Raw genomic sequence first — 20,450 nt, 5'->3', positions numbered from 1 at the left:
GTGACGACATGGCACAACAAAATTTTGTCGAACTGAAAAATGTAATCAAACGGTTCGGTAGCAACACCGTGATCGATAATCTGGATTTGTCTATCCCACAAGGGCATATGGTAACGCTGTTAGGGCCATCCGGCTGTGGTAAAACCACCGTATTGCGTCTGGTTGCCGGGCTGGAAAAACCCAGCGAAGGTAAAATTTTCATTGATGGTGAAGATGTTACAGATCGTTCTATTCAGCAGCGGGATATCTGTATGGTATTCCAATCCTACGCCTTGTTTCCGCATATGTCGCTGGGAGAAAACATTGGTTATGGACTGAAAATGCTGGGGCGACCTAAAGCAGAGATACGCGAGCGGGTTAAAGAAGCATTGGAACTGGTAGACTTGGCTGGTTTTGCAGATCGTTATGTAGATCAGATCTCCGGTGGTCAACAGCAACGTGTTGCACTTGCCCGCGCTCTTATCCTTAAGCCAAAAGTCCTGCTTTTTGATGAGCCGCTCAGTAACCTTGATGCTAACCTGCGCCGTAGTATGCGTGAAAAGATCCGCGAATTGCAGCAACAATTTAATATCACCTCGTTATACGTCACTCATGATCAGAGTGAAGCATTTGCGGTTTCCGATACCGTATTGGTGATGAACAAAGGCAAAATTATGCAAATTGGCGCGCCACAAACTCTCTATCGCCAGCCCGCATCTGAATTTATGGCGAGCTTTATGGGGGATGCGAATATCTTCCCTGCCATTTTATGTTCTGATTATGTGGAAATTTTCCACTATCGCCTGCCACGGCCAGAAAACTTTATCACCAACTGTCAATCGGTAACGGTTGGTGTCAGGCCAGAAGCCATTACCCTAAGCCGTCACGGAAATGTGAGCCAGCGTTGTACCATCAGTCATGTGGCTTATATGGGTCCACAATATGAAGTCACGGTAAACTGGCAAGAGCAAACTCTGCTGCTACAGATTAATGCGACTCAATTACAGCCTAATGTTGGCGATAATTATTATCTGGAGATTCATCCATTTGGGATGTTTATGTTGGCAGAGAAAAGCAAAAGTTAATTTGATTTAAAAAAGTCCTGACTTTCAAATCAGGAGGCCGCCAAACGGCGGCCTGTGCAGTGATAGCAAGTATTCAACCCGACAAACTTACCGCGAAACATCTCGATTTTAGGGGAGAAGGTGATGACAGTCATGTGGCCTTCGATTTTTAATGTGTTGTGCTCCATCTCCAGGAAATAAACCCGGCTTGGCTAAAATGGAGCGATATTAATCGCGCTTATTTAGATTATACGTCATTCATTAGAAAAAATGCTTACCCTGCCCCAACTATTATAGCTGGGGCAAGGAATTACATATCCATCATCATAAAATCGCCATAATCAGTCACTAATTTATTCGATATTTATGATTGTCGATAATATTAAAATATAACTTTTTTAGGAGGTAAAAACCAATAGCAAATAATCATGCGTTCATTCCTATCCTCGTAGAAACAAAAGAAGAAAACTGCTTTAATGTGGAATTTATAAAAATCCTGGAGTATTCAACATCAATATTAAACACACTCTTAACTATGCCATTCATTCTAATACTTAAAATTGAATCCCCACCGATATTAAAGAAATTATCATTCTGGTCTATTCGTGAAACCCCAAGAACTTTCATCCATATTTCAGCAATGATTTTTTGCACCATATTAGCCGGAGGGGAAAAATCATCAGTGCTATGTTGGGGTATTTTAGATAGTGGTAAAGATTTATAGTCTATTTTACCACTGGTATTCATCGGCATATTATCTAGAATTAAAAAGTCCGCAGGGATCATATAATCCGGCAAATCACTCGATAAATATTCACGTAATTGTTCAATAAGATGGTGATACTCTTCCTTTTCAAATACCGTTAAATAAGCAATGAGTTGTTTACTGCCTCTCGCAGTATCATGAGCCAGTACTACCGATTTATTGACAATGGGATGACTCTCCAGTCTTTCTTCAATTTCTCTAAGCTCAATGCGATAACCCCGAATCTTAACCTGATGATCATTGCGGCCAAGATATTCAATATTCCCCTGGTTGTCATAACGAGCCATATCTCCAGTTCGATACATACGGGCACCAGCCCGTTGGGCAAAAGGATCGCTGACAAAGCGCTCCGCACTCAGTTCTGGCAAATTGAGATAGCCACATGCAACCCCCACTCCACCAATATGAATTTCACCAATACTACCTAATGGCACAGGTTGACCATATTGATCCAGCAGATAAATAGCTGTATTCATAACAGGTTTACCTATTGAACATACATTATCGGCTGAAACGATTTCCTGACAGGTTGCAATAACCGTATTTTCAGTTGGCCCATATGTATTTAATAAACAAGGGCGGTGAGTTTCATGTGAAAACCATGCTTGTGTTGAGCTCTTCTTCACCGCTTCTCCTCCAATGATAATCAATCGGAGATCTTCAGACAGCGGTAGCGCTTTGTCTCTGGCAGCCAGTTCTGCCCAGAATAATGTGGGTAAAGAGATTACCGTAATACGGTTTTTCTTCACCTGAGAGATAAATTCCTGAATAGATGATAGCCAGCAATTATCGCGAATCACTAATGTTGCACCATTGCATAGCGACGAGAAAAATTCTTCTACCGAAGCATCGAAAGAGAAAGAGGAAAATTGCAGTACCCTGTCTTGCGGTGTCACTTTATACAGTTCGTTAAACCCTAACCATCTTTGATAAATGGCTTGATGATCAACCATGACGCCTTTCGGTTGTCCTGTTGAACCCGAGGTGTAGATGATATAAGCAAGATTTTCTGTTGTCAGATTTCGGATATCAGGATTACGTTTTGACAAACTAATATCTAATGGTTGGTTAAGATCCAACAGGGTAAATTCACTGTTCAGTGCCGACAACGCTTTTTCACCTGCTTGGTCGTGAAGCACCAAAACAGGCGCAGCATCCTGCAAAATATACGCCAGCCGGGCCTGAGGGTAATCGGGATCAATAGGAACATAAGCACCACCGGCTTTTGAAACTGCCAGCATACCCATCACCATCTCAGGACTTTTAGCTACGCAGATCACTACCCGGCTATCAGGCTTAACACCTTCTGCCAGCAACCGATGGGCCAGCTTGTTTGCCTGACTGTTTAGCTCTGCGTAGCTTATCTTTAACCCATTAAATTCCAATGCGATTGCGTCTGGTGTTACAACTGTCTGAAACTCAAACTGATGGTGAATACAAATACACTGTGCCGTTTTGTCATCTATCTGGGCTGAGTTCCAAGTATCTAACAGCAACGTACGTTCTGCCGCAGGCAGAACATCCAACTGGCAGACAGGCAGATCCGGTTGTTCATTCAATGCCCAGGTCAGCTGTATTAAAGCCTGTTGCAAATAGCCACATAACCGGGAAGCAGATAAAGGGGAGACAACTTGAGCCGTTAACCCCAACTGAGTACCACAATCCTCTACCGAGATACTTACCGGATAGTTACTTTGCTCTTCACCATCCAGCATCTCGATACCGTACTGTTCATAACTTTTACGATACTCCGAGATGTCTTGCTCATTATGACGATAATTAAACAAAGCAGTAAATAACGGAGCCGGCGCTATAACACCGCTGCAACGTTGTGCGGCAACCAAAGGTGTCTGCTCATAGGACAGCAGATCAGATAAACGTTGATGCGTTTCTTCCAACACATTCACCACACTGCGTTCATCAATATCCAGCCGCAGTGGTAACGTATTAATAAACAGCCCCACTCCTTGCTCAATACCGGTTTCTCCCCCTAAACGGCCAAACAGCACGGTTCCCGTCACGACCTGCTGCCGTCCGGTACTTTTGGCTAACACCATTCCCCATCCTAAATGGGCCAGGCTGGCAAGGGTGACTCCATAGCGTCGCGCCAATTCACGCAATGCAACATTAAGTTCTGCCGGTAGTTCAATATGGCATTCATCTACCCGACTACCGTCCTGCATCACATCATAGAGACCAAATGGAGCTGTAGGCTCATCTATATCAGCCAGCATACGTTGGAAATAAGGCTCGTAGGCTTTATCCCTATTGACTTGGTTTGCATATGCGATCAGGTTCCGATAAGGAACTGCCGGTGGCAATAGGGAAGTCTGTCCAGACAGAATGTGTTCTATCTCACGATGCATGACTTCAAGTGTCGTATGATCGCCAATAAGGTGGTGCATAACCTGTAACGCCAGCCAGCGTTCACTCTCCCACTCTTTTGCTATCAATAAATGCAATAAAGGTGCTTCATTAAGCGCCATACGGTGGCCCGTAATGGTATGGCTGGTCACCAGTTGGCTAATAAATGAATCTGATGAAACTGTCGATAAATTCACTTCTTTGACTGATAACCGGGCATTTCTCAGCACGACTTGTACTGGCCCACAAGAAAGTTGTTCGCTGAAAAAAGCGGTACGCAAAATATCATGGCGATGAATCACTTGCTGCAAAGCATTAATGTAAGCATCAAGACAAGCACGATTTTTAAAAGCGAGTTGAGACATTACCTGATAGGGATCACCGTCTTTTGCCAGAAGGTGATGAAAGAAAATGCCATCCTGTAATGGTGACAGTCCATAAATATCCTGAATATTCTGAATCCCACCGGGAACCTGGCTAACCAATGTATCAATATCAGCTGGTGTCATCTCTGCCAAAGGGAGCATTTCCGGCGTAATAGAATCCGTATCAAGCGTTATTTGATTTAATGGAATAACCGAAACACCATCTGCTTCTTTAAGCAATGCGGCTTGTTCATGAAATACAGGTGTTGAAAATAATGTGCCTGCCTGTATCGTATGACGCTGTTTTCTCAGTAATCCCATTAATTGAACAACCAACAGAGAGTGCCCTCCCAGAGTGAAGAAGTTATCATTACGGCCAACTTTTTCTACACCTAACAGCTCACACCAGCATTGCGCCAGTAACTGTTCGATTTCACCCCGGGGAGCTTCATAAACCTGTCGCTGATAAGCCGATTCATCGGGTTCCGGCAAGGCCCGGCGATCAAGCTTACCATTCGTTGTTAACGGAAAGTGAGTCAATACAACAAAAGCCGCAGGAACCATATATTCAGGCAAACTGGACAAGAGATGCTGACGCAGCGTTGCCGACATCTGCCCGTTAACCGGTAAGGAAGAAAGGACAACATACGCGACCAATCGTTTATCGCCACCGTTACCTTCCCTGGCAAGCACCACAGCTTCCCGTACTTGTGGGTGGGTTTCAAGACAAGCCTCTATTTCACCCAGTTCAATACGAAAACCGCGGATTTTCACCTGATGATCGTTACGACCAATATATTCAATATTCCCTTCATGATCATAGCGCGCTAAGTCTCCTGTGCGGTACATCCTCGAATTTGACGCAGGATTAAATGGATCAGTAATAAAACGTTGTGCTGTCAGTTCAGACCGGTTGAGGTAACCCCGGGTAATCCCTGCTCCTCCAACGTACATTTCACCTACTGCCCCCGCTGGCAGTAAATGAAGTTGCTCGTCTACAATATAAATTGAAAGGTCAGGTAGTGGATGACCAATTAAGACTCTGTTATCAATATCTTCTTCATTGACCTCTCTAAAAGTCGCATGAACGGTAATTTCAGTAATACCATACATGTTAATGAGCTTGATATTGTGATTACGCTCTTTCGCCCTAAATTTCTCCAACGTTGTTTTCATCAACGCTTCGCCACCAAAAATAATGTACCTCAGGCAACTTTGTGCACTTTGATAAACCCCGATAAAACTATTAAAGGCGCTTGGTGTTTGATTTAAAACAGTGACTTTTTCCTTAGTAACAATATGATAAAAATCATCAATCGATCTGATTTTATCCGAAGGAATAATCACCAGACGCCCACCAAAGTAAAACGCTCCAAATATTTCCCATACCGAGAAATCAAAAGAAAATGAGTGTGCGAGACACCACACATCATCCGATTTGAAAGAAAACAGCCTTTCAGTGGTAGTTAGAAGTCGTGTAACCTGGCGATGTTCAACCATCACGCCTTTAGGATGTCCGGTTGAGCCAGAAGTATAGATAACATAAGCCAGGTGATACGGTTTCAAGGTCGAGATTTTAGGATTCTCTGCCGATAAATCTTTATCTTGAACCTGACTAAAATAGATGCCCTTCTGCTTATCACTTAGCACCCCCTGCAACGCTTCTGCACCAGCATTATCCTGTAATACCAGAATAGGAGCCGCATCCTGTAAAATATATTGGAGCCGTTCTTTAGGATAAACCGGATCGAGTGAGACATAACCGGCTCCGGCTTTGAGGATAGCCAATAACCCAATAATCATCTGCAAGCTTCGGTCAACACAAATGGCTACCCGGTCGTCCGGCTTCACACCTTCCGCAATAAGACAGTGAGCCAATTGATTAGCCTGGCGATTCAGTTCATCGTAACTTAGCGTCTTATCCTGAAAGACTAATGCTACAGCATCTGGTGTATTAGCAACCTGCTGCTCAACTAACTGGTGAAGACAATAGTCAATCTGCCCATCAACTGAAATTTTATTCCATTGATTTAATTGCAAACTACGTTCGCTTTCAGGAAGAATATCTATATTTCTGACACGTTGTGCCACATTGCCCACCATCGCACGTAACACAATGAGGTAATAGCTTAAATGACGCTCAATGGTCTGTTTGTCAAACAGTTCCGTGGAGTAATTTATGCCGCCAACAATTTCGCCACCACGTTGGTGCATAAAAAGTTCAAGATCAAACTTTATCTTATTAGCCACATAGTTAACCGGAGCCGCTTCAATACCTTCGAACGCCAATTCCTCTTCATAAAAATCCTGCCAGGCCAGTAAAACCTGAAAAATCGGTGAATAAGACAAACTACGCTCAGGATTTATCACCTCAACGATTCGTTCAAAAGGGATATCCTGATTATCTTGTACATTAATAACTGTATTTTTTACCTGATTTAGCAGTTCCCCAATGGAAAGTTCACTATCAATATCAATCCTTACCGGTAACATATTGACAAAGAACCCTACCATTTCTCTTATTTCTGCCCGGTTTCTGTTGGCAAAGGGAGTGCCAATAACCACGCTGTCCTGGCCGGAAAGCCGGTTAAGCACAACAGCCCAGGCAGCCATCACTGTCATAAACAATGTCATTCCGTTCTTTTGGCTGAGCAGTTTGAGCTGTTCGGTTAGCTGTTGATCAATAATAAACGTACATGTATCGCCCTGTTGTGACGGCTTTTTCGGTCTGGGGTAAGTTGTGGGCAGTGTTAAGAGCGGCGGAATATCGGCAAGCTGCGGCTTCCAATACGCTATTTGTGAAGCGAGTTTCTCTTCAGTCAGGTATCGATTCTGCCAGGCGGTATAGTCAAAATAACCTAATGAAAGTGGAGGAAGTGAAATTGCTCTATGATGAATGAGATCATTATAAATGGTACATAATTCATTAATAAATATGCCGATAGACCAACCATCGGTAATAATATGGTGCTGGCTTAATAAGAAAATATATTCATCATTTTGTAATTGAACCAGACAAGCTCTTAATAAAGGCCCTTGAACAAAATCAAAAGGCGAATTAAATGTCTCTTCAATCAACTGAGCTAATATTTCTTCTTTGTCATCAACAGGTCTCAAGTCTGAAAAAACAAGGGGAAAAGGTGTCTCTTCACTTAATATTTTAGCAACCGGCGTCAGGTTCTGTACGATGTAGGTAGAACGTAACACCTGATGACGACGAAATACAGTATTCAACGCCTGACAGAACAATTTTGTGTTTAAATTTCCTGCCAGTTTATAGGCGACGGGAACATGATAGTTAACCGACCCACCTTCAATTTCATGTACCAGCCACATCCGTTTCTGTGATGCTGATAAATGTTCACCCTGTTCTAATCTGGCTAATGGCTTAATCACCTCTTCATCAGAACGGTTTTCCAATAAAGAAGAGCGCCCTAGGTTTTTTATCCGATTCAGTTCTGACTCATTGAATTTGGCGAGAATAGTTTTCATGTTTTTCATAGTGATAACCCCTTAGTTCTTATCAATCAGAGACAGAATGATGCTGTCAGAAAGATCGCTGAGTACCGGTGTTTTAAATACCGAGGAGAATGGCAGCAGAAAGCCGGTTTCTTCCTGAAGCCGAAAGACAAACCGGACAACCAGCAGTGACTGTCCACCCAGTTGGAAGAAGTTATCATTTCGGCCTATCTTATTGACCGCTAAAAGTTCTTGCCAAAGGTTGATAAGTATTTCTTCCAGTTCATTTTGAGGCGCTTCATAGTGCGAGGCGACGTAGGCTGTCTGGTCAGGAACCGGCAACGCTTTTCGATCAACCTTACCGTTTGGACTTAGTGGCAGAGAGTCGAGTATCACATAAGCCGCGGGGATCATATGTGAGGGTAGACGATCACGCAGATAGTGGCGTAACGCTTCCAGTAAGCTCTTATTATTAGCCTCAGAAGATAAAACCAGATAGGCAACCAGGCAGGGAGTCTCACCCACATCGTTTCGGGCAATAACCACAACTTGTTCAACATCGCTATATTGTTCAATAAGCAGCTCAATCTCTCCGGGTTCAATGCGAACGCCCTGAATTTTGATCTGACGATCATTGCGGCCCATATACTCAATATTACCGTCATGATCGTAACGGGCTAAGTCTCCACTCCGGTACATGCAAGAGCCCGGTTGAGTACAGAATGGATCATGAAGAAAACGTTCAGCCGTTAATTCGGGTCGTTTTATATAACCTCTGGAAACCCCTGCTCCGCCGATATAGATTTCTCCTACGGCTCCCAATGGAACCGGATTCTGATAACGGTCCAACAGATAAATGGAAACATTCGCAATAGGTCGCCCAATGTGATGCTTAATATCATCCGCATTAAATACCCCAAACGTTGCGTCAACCGTGGTTTCTGCCGGTCCGTAGTTATCAATAAGCGTACATCCCGCAGGTAAATCGGCGTGATCCAGGGTGCATCTGTCCCCCCCGGTCAGTAAGTATTTTAATGAAACAGGAAGTTTGCCCCTTTTAACCGTTTCTGTTGCCAGAGGCGCAACCAAATACATCAAGTCAATGGGCTGACTGGCTCGCCAGTTCATGCTGAATATGGGGTTACCACTCTCTTCTAGTGGTGGTAACAGCAACTGTGCACCACTGCATAACGCAAATAACAGCTCTCTGACCGAGACATCAAAGGAAATACTGACCGTTGGCGTGGTTACAAAGCCTAAAGGCAGCATCATGCTATTTATCATGCAAGTGATGAGATTCACGATATTACGATGTTCAACCATGATGCCTTTCGGTTGCCCGGTTGAACCAGAAGTGTAAATCACATAGGCCAAATGATTTGAATTCAGGCCGTCTATTTCTGGATTGTGATTCAAGTCTGGGCAATCTATCGGGCGGGATAGATCAAAGCCTTTTTTAACCAAGTCATATGCTGTTTTTAACGCTTCCTCCCCATTTTTATCGTACAAAACCAGCACAGGCTCTGCATTTTCGACAATATACTGCAAACGTTCTTGCGGATAACGGGGATCAATCGGGACATAAGCTCCACCCGCTTTAAGTATTGCCAATAGCCCCACGACCATCTCAGGGCTTATTTCCGCACAAACAGCAACCCGGGCATCGGGAATAACGCCTTGAGCAATTAAGGCATGAGCTAACTGATTTGCCCGGCAGTTGACTTCCGCATAACTGAGAACTTCCCCATCAAAAATAATCGCTGGAGCGTCCGGATTTGTCTCTGCCTGCTGCTCAAACAAACGATGAATACAAAGTTCAGCAGGATAAGGCACTTGCGTCCGGTTCCACTCCTCAAGCAATAACTGAACCTCATTCTGCGGCAGAATATTGAGCTGGCATACAGGCAGTTCTGAGTGTTCATTTAACGCCCATACAATTTGTTCCAGCGCCTGTTGAATATAGCCACACAGCCGTACCGCTGAAAGAGGAGACACAACCTGAACCGTTAACCCTAAACTGTCGCCGTTATCCTCTACCGAGAGATTCAGAGGGTAGTTACTTCTCTCTTCTTCTCCAAGCCGTTCTACATTGCGTAATGAGCAAAAACCGGATTTCCCACTATCCATTTGCCGGTTATGTCGGTAGTTAATCAGCGTGGTAAACAGTGGCGTTGGCGCAGCTACACCGCTACAGCGTTGTGCCTCCGCCAGCGGTGTATGCTCATAGGTAAGCAGTTGCGACAGACGTTCATGAGTTTGTATTAATGCATCAGCCACGTTTTGAGTATCAATATCTATTCGTAGTGGCAAGGTATTAATAAATAGCCCCATTCCTTGTTCAGCGCCGGTATTACTTCCCATTCGGCCAAACAGTACTGTCCCGGTAACTACCTGTTGCCGGTCGCTGCTTTTCGCCAGCACCAGCCCCCAGCCCAAATGCATCAGGCTGGCCAGGCTCACACCAAAGTGCCGTGCTAAACTACGTAACGCAACATTAAGTTCATGAGGCAGTTTAAGGTGATATTCATCCACCTGACCGCCATCCTGTTCCACATCATAAATACCAAAAGGTGCGGTAGGTTCATCAATATCAGCTAACAAAGCACGAAAATAAGCTTCATAAGCCCGGTTCTCATTCGCTCTGCGGGCACAGGCAACCAAGTTGCGATAAGGTACAGGTATGGATAATTGTTCTGCCTGTCTGGACAACAACAGGCTGATTTCATTATGCATCACATCCAAAGTGGCATGGTCACCGATCAGATGATGCATCACCTCCTGTACCAACCAGCGCTTACTGCCAGGTTCTTGTGCAATGAATAAACGCAATAAAGGCGCTTCATTCAATGCTAAACGATGATAGGCAAGGGTATGGTGAGCTGCTAACTGCTCTATAAAGGGTATGGATGATCCTGCTGAGAGGGAGACTTCTGTCACTTGTAGCAACGCTGATTTTAAAACGACCTGTACCGGCCCACAGCTGAGATTCTCTGCCAGAAATACGGTGCGTAGAATATCGTGACGATTCACCACCTGCTGTAATGCGTCGATATAAGCATCAAGACTTTGCCGATCGTTAAAAGCCAACCTGAATATAACCTGATAAGGGTCGCCTTCCTGAGCCAGCAGGTGGTGGAATAAGATACCATCCTGTAACGGCGCTAAAGCATAAATATCCTGAATATTGCGTACCCCTCCCGGTATTTTTCCAATCAGCTTATCAATATCAATCTGGTTCATGCTAATCAACGGCAGCATTTCCGGCACAATTCGTTCACAGTCAGCACCAATCAAATTAGCCGGTATTAATGATCCCTCATCCGCTTCTTTAAGTATTGCGGCCTGTTCCGCTAACTTTGATGTAGAAAAAAGAGAACCCGCCGGAACGACATAACCCCGTTTTCTTAACAATCCCATTAACTGTATAACGAGTAGAGAGTGGCCCCCGAGAGAGAAAAAATTATCAAAGCGACTGACTTTCTCAATACCCAGCAATTCACACCAAATATCAGCCACCATCTGTTCGATTTCCCTATGCGGGGCTTGATAACTCTGGTGTTCATAGGCAGAAATATCGGGAGCAGGTAATGCTTTACGGTCAATCTTGCCATTTGGTGTCAGCGGCAGACGCTCTAACACAACAAAAGCCGCAGGAACCATATATTCCGGCAACATAGCCAGCAGATATTGCCGCAAAGTCACCACCAGCGGTTCTTTAGCCACATCAGCGGAAATAACGATATAAGCGACTAATCGCTTACCGGTACGGTCTTCACGGGCAATAACGGCGGATGACAGAACCATTGGATGGTTATCAAGACACACCTCAATCTCGCCTGGTTCAATACGATAACCCCGGATCTTAATCTGATGATCGTTACGACCAAGATATTCAAGATTACCCTTGTCATCATAACGGGCTAAGTCACCGCTACGGTACATGCGTGCATGAGGTTCAGTATGAAAAGGATCAGGAAAAAAGCGTTCTGCGGTGAGTTCAGGACGGTTTAAATAACCCCGGGCAACCCCTTCGCCGCCAATATACACTTCGCCAATGGCACCTGAGGGGACAAGTTGCTGCTGATCATCAAGTAAATAAATACGTGCATTCGTGACGGACCGCCCGATATAGTTGCCATATTTTGCGCTGGTCACCTGCTGAGTCGTAGCAATAATTGTCGTTTCTGTTGGCCCATAAGCATTAATCAGCGTTGGCCTGTGGCCTTTAGCATTAAACCATAAATCAAAAGCAGATTTCTTTGCAGCTTCCCCACCGATAATCATCAATCTAATGGAATCAGGCAACGAGAACTGTTGCATTTTGTCCGCAATCTCAGACCAGAAAATCGCAGGTAATAACATCGTCGTGACTTTGTTCACGTCACAGCAATCCAAAAACGTCTGGGCAGAGGTGATCCAACTCTCGTCACGCAATACAAGGGTTGCACCATGAGACAGTGATGAAAATATTTCCTCTACAGAAGCATCAAACGAGATGGAAGAAAATTGTAATATTCTGTCTTTGGCGAAAATGGCAAACTGATCTTTGAAAAAACACGCTCTCTGATAAATTGCCTGATGTTCTATCATTACCCCTTTCGGCTGCCCTGTAGAACCTGACGTATAGATCACATAGGCCAGATTTTTAGCTGTTAGCGCAGTAATTACGGGGGAAATCTCACCCCTGTCCGCAAATAATGCCAACTCAAGCATTAAGCAAGCACTATCTTCAATAGAGACTGCCTTCAGTACCTCTTTTCCTACAGTATCATGTAATAACAGAGTGGGTTGAGCATCCTCAAGGATATAGCGTAAGCGCTCTGGTGGATAAACAGGATCAAGAGGAACGTAAGCACCGCCGGCTTTTAATATGGCTAATAAACCAATAATCAGCTCAAAACCTCTATCCGCACAGATCGCAACCCGCATATCAGGCTTAACACCTTTCGCGATAAGGCAATGTGCCAGTTTATTCGCCCAACGATTTAGCTCTGCGTAACTTAGCACTTCCCCTTTAAATATCAGCGCTGTTGCTTGAGGATTTGCTTCTGCCTGTTGTTCGAAAAGCGTGTGAATACAACGGTCAAGAGGGTAATCACTCTGGGCGCTGTTCCAGGTATTTAACAGCCGAATCCGTTCATCTGTGGGTAATATATCTAATTGACAGACGGGCCGTGTCGGCTGTTGCTCTAATACCTGAACAAGCTGTATCAATGTCTGTTGAACATAGTCACAAATTCGGATCGCTGATAAAGGAGCCACGACTTGTGCAGACAAAGATAAGCTAAAGTCGTCATCTTCTATTGACAGGCTGAGTGGATAGTTACTGCGCTCCTCTTCCCCCAAAAACTGAATTCCCAACGAACGAAAAGCTTCCGTCTTTTCTTCTACCCGTGTTTGGCTATGACGATAGTTCAGTAATGCGGTAAATAACGGTGCGGGTGCGGCAACTGAACTACAGCGTTGAGCTTCTGCTAATGGCGTGTGCTCATAGCAAAGCAGCTCAGATAGCCGTTTGTGAGTATTTACTAATGCATCAGCTACACTGCTTTCATCAATATCTAACCGTAACGGCAGCGTGTTAATAAACAGTCCAATCCCCTGTTCAGCACCAAATTCTCCCCCCATGCGACCGAACAAGACCGTTCCCGTGACAACCTTTTGCAGGCCACTGCTTTTAGCCAATAAAACGCCCCAAGCTAAATGAACTAAACTCGCCAGGCTCACACCATAATGTCGCGCTAAATTACGCAGGGAAGCATTGAGCTCATCTGGCAGCTCACGATAGCATTTGTCGAATTGTGTATTACTCTGTACCGCGTCATACAGATTAAATGGGGCAGTTGGCTCATCAATATTTGCGAGCATATGGCGGAAATAATCTTCATAACGCTGGCTTTGATTCGCCATAGAAGCGGTTGCAATGAGATTACGATAAGGTTCAGCCACCGGCAGAGAGTCAGCATTGTGTCCTGCTAACAGTGTTTCTATCTCATGATGTATTAACGCCAGTGTGGTGTTATCCCCAATTAAATGATGCATCACTTCCAGTACTAGCCAACGTTCACTATCTGGTTCCTGAGCGATAAACAGACGCAGTAACGGAGCCTCACTTAATTCTAATTGATGGTGCGAGAGCGTATGCCTTGCCGCCAATTGTTCGCTATACGGCATGCAAGATTCAGCACAAAGTGTCACCTCTTCAACGTGTAACGGGGCTTGTCGAAGCACAACCTGCACTGTCCCACAATCCAATCCATTGCTGAAGAAAGCACTGCGCAAAATATCATGACGTTCAATAACATGTTGTAATGCCTTAATATAATTATCTAAGCAGGATCGGTTATCAAACGCGAGACGAAAGATCATTTGATAAATATCCCCTTCACCAGACAACCAGTGATGGAATAAAATTCCTTCCTGTAACGGCGATAATCCGTAGATATCCTGAATATTTGTGACACCACCCGGAACCTGAACGACTAACCGATCGATATCTGTCTGGCTCATTTCAATTAAAGGCAGCATCTCAGGGACAATCTTATGGCATTTGGCGCCAATTCGATTCGGTGGAATGGTCATCGTATTGTCTGAATCACGTAGCAACTTGGCCTGTTCAGCTAAAACAGGTGTTAAAAACAGAGACCCGGCCTGAATGGTATACCCGTTTTTTCTCAGCTGACTAATCAACTTAACCGTCAATAACGAATGTCCGCCAAGCGAGAAAAAATTATCATGGCGGCTAATATGCTCAATACTCAACAATTGCCCCCAAATTTCCGCCAGGAGAGACTCTTTTACTCCCTGCGGGGCTTCATAATCCTGACGATAATAAGCAGATTCATCCGGCACAGGCAGTGCTGCACGATTAAGTTTGCCATTGAACGTCAACGGAAGTTGTTCCAGGGCAACAAAAGCAACGGGAACCATATAATCTGGCAGGCTGGATAATAGGTGCTGGCGTAAAACCGCAGCGACTGATTGCTGATTCAGCTCAGGTGATAACTCCAGGTATGCCACCAGCTGTTTGTCACCTTTTTCGTTTTCAATAGCAACTACTGCTGATGCCAGTACCGATGGGTGTGCAAGCAGACGAGCCTCTATTTCTCCGAGTTCAATACGAAAACCACGGATCTTAATCTGGTAATCATTGCGGCCAATATACTCAAGATTACCGTCATCTCTGTAACGCACCAGATCGCCTGTGCGATACATACGATTCTCTCCTTCTGAATGAAAAGGATCTGGGAAAAAGCGTTCTGCCGTAAGTTCTTCACGGTTTAAGTAGCCCCGCGCAACACCCATTCCACCAATATACAGCTCACCAACAGCACCTAAAGGGACGGGTTGACGTTGGTTATCCAATAAATAAATACGCGTATTAGCGATAGGTTTACCAATCGATGGATAGTTGGCAACCACGAGCTCTTCATCCCCTAAAACATGGGCTGTAGACCAAACTGTGGTCTCTGTGGGGCCATACAAATTCCAGACAGAATGACTATTTACGGATAAAACGTTAGCCAGGCTTATTGGCAGCGCTTCTCCCCCACATAATATTTTTATATTGTTTAAAAACTGAGTATCTTCATTGGTAATCAGGCTATAAGTCGAAGGCGTGCCTTGGATCATTGTGATCTGATTGTCCAGCAACATTTTGACTAAAGCCTCTTTATTGAGGAATATTTTTTTGTGGGCAATAAACACCGCCGAGCCATTAATTAATGGCAGATATATTTCCAGCGCCACAAGATCAAATGAAATCGTACTGGAAAATAATATCCTTTCCTTGTGGGTAAAATTCAGTTTATTACTCATTGCCAGCAATAGATTTACCAGGCTTCGATGTTCAATCATGACTCCTTTAGGATTTCCCGTCGAACCAGAGGTGTAAATCACATAAGCCAACTGACGTGAAGTTAAAGCGGGTATATTCGGATTTTCTTCTGATAAATCTGCCAATGTTAACTGGCTAATATCTAAACTCTTCTTCCCGGTTTTGAGATAAGCCGTTAACACTGCACCGCTTTGTGTATCGTGCAATACAACTTCTGGTGCAGCATCTTGCAAAATATAGTGTAACCGTTCTGACGGATAATCCGGATCCAACGGCACATAACACCCACCAGCCTTTAAAATTGCCAGCAGACTGATAATGGCTAATGGACTTCGTTCAACACAAATAGCCACCCGGCTGTCAGGAATAACCCCCTGAGTAATTAAAAAATGGGCTAACTGGTTTGCCCGACAGTTAAGTTCCGCATAGCTCAGGGTTTCATTATAAAAAACCAGCGCGGTTGCTTCTGGATGAGTTGCAGCCTGTTGTTCAAACAACGTATGAATGCAAATATCGTCTGGATAGTCAGATTGAGTATTGTTCCAGAGATCCAGTAATAACGTGCGTTCTTCTGGAGGTAATATATCAAGCTGATTGATAGCGAAAGTCGGCTGTTCATGCAGTGCCCATACTAATTGCGCCAATGTCTGCTGCAAATAACCTGATAATCGTTTGGCAGATACAGCGGTTGCCATCAAACATATCGTTAATGTTAAATGTATACCGTCATCAACAGTGGTCAGGGTTAACGGTAAACGGTGATTCTCTTCTTTCCCCGGGCCATTTCTCCAACAGGCTGGGTTATTGTCAGATTGGAATTGGTAGTTGCTGAATGCAAAAAGCGGCGTAGCAATCGTATATTTATTTTCAGTATTAACTGACGGCGATGACAGATATTGTTCTACAAACCGTAACGCATCACTGACACCGTGATCATTGCAACTTAAATGTAAAGATAAAATAGACTGATCAGCCTGATTGTGCTGGTCGGCACCGATTTGAGTATTTTTTCGTATACCAATAACGACCTGCTCCTGACCGCTATATTTTGCTAATACAATTCCCCAGGCAAGGTGAAAGAGGCTGGCAAAACTCACTGCTAAATTATCACATTGAAAACGCAACTCAGCCGTGAATTGAGGTGATAATTCCAGGCAATACTCATCAAATTGATGATTATTTTCAGTTAAGAACAGATTAGGGTAATAATGACTAATTGACATTTCTGATAATACAGTATTTCTATTTTTATCACACATAAATAAGGTATCCAATTTTACTGAATGAATTAAATATTTCCATTTGAACGACAGGTTAATTAAAAATATAAAGCGTAATAACGCAGAATAATTAACGATTGTCAATTAATATGCTTAATTTTTAAAAATCGAAAATTAAACAAATCAATAATATTGTTTTTTCTGAGTATTGTATAAATAAGAATAATAACCTTCTTTTTTCAATAACTCTTCAGGGTTGCCATCCTCGACTAATTCACCTGATGCCAATACAATGATTCTATTAACGTGTTTAAGACCACCCAATCTATGCGTTATCATAATAGAAGCTTGACCTTTAGAAAGTTCATAGAATTTATCAAAAAGATAGGCTTCTGCTTTCGGATCAATAGCACTGGTAGGTTCATCAAATATAATGATAGAGCCGCCGGAGAAAAAAGCTCGTGCCAAAGAAAGCCGCTGCCACTGACCACCAGAGAGATCATTGCCGTAAAATTCTCGCCCTAACATATGATTTGCGGATGGATAACAATTGAGTTCGAAGCCAGCATCTTCACAAGCTTTAATAAACCGGGCTTCGTTATTTGACTGTTCTGAATTACCAATAGTCACATTTTCCGAAATAGATAAATTATATTTACCAAAATCCTGAAATAGAACTGAAAATTCTTTATACCAGACATTAATATCAATAGTTGATATATCAACTCCTCCCATAGTAATAACACCCTCAGTCGGTTTATATAATCGACAAAGTAGTTTTATTAATGTTGATTTTCCAGAACCATTTTCACCAACGATAGCTATATTATCATTTGGATAAAGTGTCAAATTAATATTTGATAATATTTTATCTGTATCATTATACGAGAAACTGACATTCTCAAACTTAATCGTTCTGTCTTCAGGCATGGCTGATAACACATATTTGTACTCTTGGTTGGAAGCCAGATTTTCTATTTCTTTGAGTCGATAGAAAAAAAGCTGAGATACCCCAAGATTGCTGAATGAAAAAACAAGCCATTGACAAGAAGCGCAAAACAGAGAAATAGACTGTATAATCCCAACCATTCCCCCCAAAGAGATCTCCCCTTTTATAATGTTACTCACAATCCAGTACATAGAGAGAATTGATGCCACTAAATAAACAGCATTCCAAAGTTGAGGGATATAGAGCTGTTTTTTCCTCACATGATTCAACTCTTTTTCAAGATTCTTAAACTCCTTTTCATGCTTGCCCATAAAAAAAGCAGAAAGACCGTACATCTTAATTTCTTTTATCAAATGTATGTTCAGCATGACGCTTAAATAGTAGATAATTAACCGGGATGCTAACCCTTTGCCAAGCATCGTTTCAAATACATCAATCTGCGCTTTTGTTAATGACAGTGTGACAGGAATTATCGGCAATAAAAGCGCAAAAGGTAGCCACCAACTTAATGAGGCCAAAACAATAGACAGTGAGATAAGCGTAATACTGCCTTTTAAACAATCAATGAGACTAATCAGAAAACTAAGTGGTTTGTAGGATGCCTCTTTCGATAAGACGTCAAATGTATTATGAACCTCCGGTTGTTCCATAATTTTTAAATCAGTAATATTGGCAGTCAGTGTCATTATTTTCACTTGTATCGCGTAGGATGCCCGCTGATTCATCATAGTTTGTATTGTTGTTACAAAAGGCGTGATTATTCCTGGTAAAATAAGCGACAACATCCAGAAAGAAACCATTATATACAAATCATCAAAAAATCCATCGTTTATCCTATTGATAATATCAATACTCAATACGACACCCATCGTTGGCAGTACAGCCTGGATCAGAATAAGAAATAAAAATATAAAGAAATAAACCGGCATCGTTTTATATAAGATAGCCAGGGAGTAAAAAAATATACTCACCTTTTCCTGGTAATTTTTCATTAAGACCTCAAAAATGATAACTATTAATCAACCCACTCCAGAAGAATATCTATTATACCCTTCATCTTTCAAGTTGCTGTTTTGTTGGCTGCGTTCACTTACCCCAGTCACATCGTTATCTATGCTCCTGGGGATGCGTTTACTTGCCGCCGCGCTGCAACTTGAAATCTATTGGGTATATCTCCACTTTTTATTTTAAAAATGAATTAGCTATAGAATTAATCTTTAAGCATTTTTAAAAATAAATATCACCTTCACAACTCCTCAACCTATTTGGCTGAGGAGCCGATTCAATTCTATTTACTCAATTAAACGCCCGGGATAATTCATCAATCAATACGCTTCTGTGCGCTTTATCAGATATCATGCTGGCATGATCGCCGGGTATTTTGACAGAAACTATTTTGTCTACCGTAATACTATGCTCCCAGCCCAGTGTTTTAGTCGGTTGCCAAACATTTTCTTCGCCGGACATTCCCTTTGTCACAAACTCATCTGATGAATGATAAATATGAATCCGACCATCAACGGCAGGAGGAACATAGTCAACAATCGTTTTAATAATTCGATCCCTCTGCTCCCAACGGTGGGCTTCACCCGATATGTCTAACACGTCATCAAGATAAGATGACTGTTTTAAGCAGGAGATAAAATCAGCCAAATGCTCAAATTCACGCTGCTGCAACGCCTCAACTAACGGTTCATCATGACGAATAATGCCATCCAGAATGAGTGAATGTAATATAAGCTCCTTAGGTCCGTACTTTCTTGTTTCCTCTGGCAATAAACGTGGGTGTAATACATCAATGAGCCCGATAAAATCTACATTTAAATTCATTCGCTGTAATTTTTCCGCAATAGCATAAGTTAATATGCCACCCGCCGAATAGCCAACCAGACGATATCGTTCACAGCCGTTCTGGCTTAAAATTAACGTGACCATCTCATTAACAATCTGTTCCATATTTCCCCCGCGCTCTACGGAAGGCCAGGGTACACCAAAGCAGGAATAATCCCCTGGCAGTGCTTGCGAAATTTCATTGGCATACCATAGATCACCTTCTCCGGTTGGGAGGAAGAAGAGGCAAGCTTGTGCATTACCCTTTTTAAAAGGAATTAATGCAGGTTGATTGAAATGTCGCTCTCCTCTTAACGCCAAAGCATATTGAGAGAGGGTTGGATTCAACATCAAATCACGAATTGATGAACAATAGCCTTTTTTCTTCAATTCAAAAATGAATTGAGTGGCCAGCAGAGAATGTCCGCCCAATGCAAAAAAGTTATCATGCCGGCTTATCTGTTCTACTCCCAGCAATTCGTGCCAGATAGTCGCCAGCGTATACTCAATCTCACCCTGTGGTGCTTCATAAACTTTGCGGGCCAATGCCATCTGATCCGGAGCAGGCAGCGCCCGGCGATCCAATTTACCGTTCCGGTTCAGTGGGAAAGCATCCA

5 protein-coding genes are annotated in these 20,450 nt (G+C 43.0%); 1 reads left to right on the top strand and 4 read right to left on the bottom strand.

What is annotated here, in order from left to right; genetic code table 11:
- Positions 1-8: 8 nt before the first annotated feature.
- The gene (gene fbpC, locus LGZ99_RS17640; protein ID WP_036840983.1) at positions 9-1,064 is read left to right on the top strand and encodes a ferric ABC transporter ATP-binding protein; all 1,056 of its coding nucleotides are present in this window, start codon (positions 9-11) and stop codon (positions 1,062-1,064) included.
- 405 nt (positions 1,065-1,469) lie between these two features.
- On the opposite strand, the gene LGZ99_RS17635 is transcribed toward fbpC, so the two are convergent.
- From LGZ99_RS17635 to LGZ99_RS17620, 4 genes are all read right to left on the bottom strand, one after another.
- Entirely contained in the window at positions 1,470-8,039 is a 6,570-nt protein-coding gene (locus LGZ99_RS17635; RefSeq protein WP_262979400.1) for a non-ribosomal peptide synthetase, read from the bottom strand.
- A 12-nt stretch (positions 8,040-8,051) separates the two neighbouring features.
- The gene (locus LGZ99_RS17630) at positions 8,052-17,093 is read right to left on the bottom strand and encodes a non-ribosomal peptide synthetase (protein WP_262979399.1); all 9,042 of its coding nucleotides are present in this window, start codon (positions 17,091-17,093) and stop codon (positions 8,052-8,054) included.
- A gap of 144 nt (positions 17,094-17,237) precedes the next feature.
- A complete protein-coding gene (locus LGZ99_RS17625) occupies positions 17,238-18,995 on the bottom strand; it encodes an ABC transporter ATP-binding protein (RefSeq protein WP_262979398.1) in 1,758 nt (585 codons plus the stop codon).
- Positions 18,996-19,299: 304 nt separating this feature from the next.
- The coding region (locus LGZ99_RS17620) for a thioesterase domain-containing protein (RefSeq protein ID WP_262979397.1) at positions 19,300-20,450 on the bottom strand (1,151 nt) is incomplete at its 5' end.

The organism is Photorhabdus temperata (assembly GCF_025384845.1).
Taxonomy (GTDB): Bacteria; Pseudomonadota; Gammaproteobacteria; order Enterobacterales; family Enterobacteriaceae; genus Photorhabdus; species Photorhabdus temperata.
Note: the sequence above shows the minus strand (reverse complement) of the source record. Positions and strands in the feature narration are given on the sequence as shown.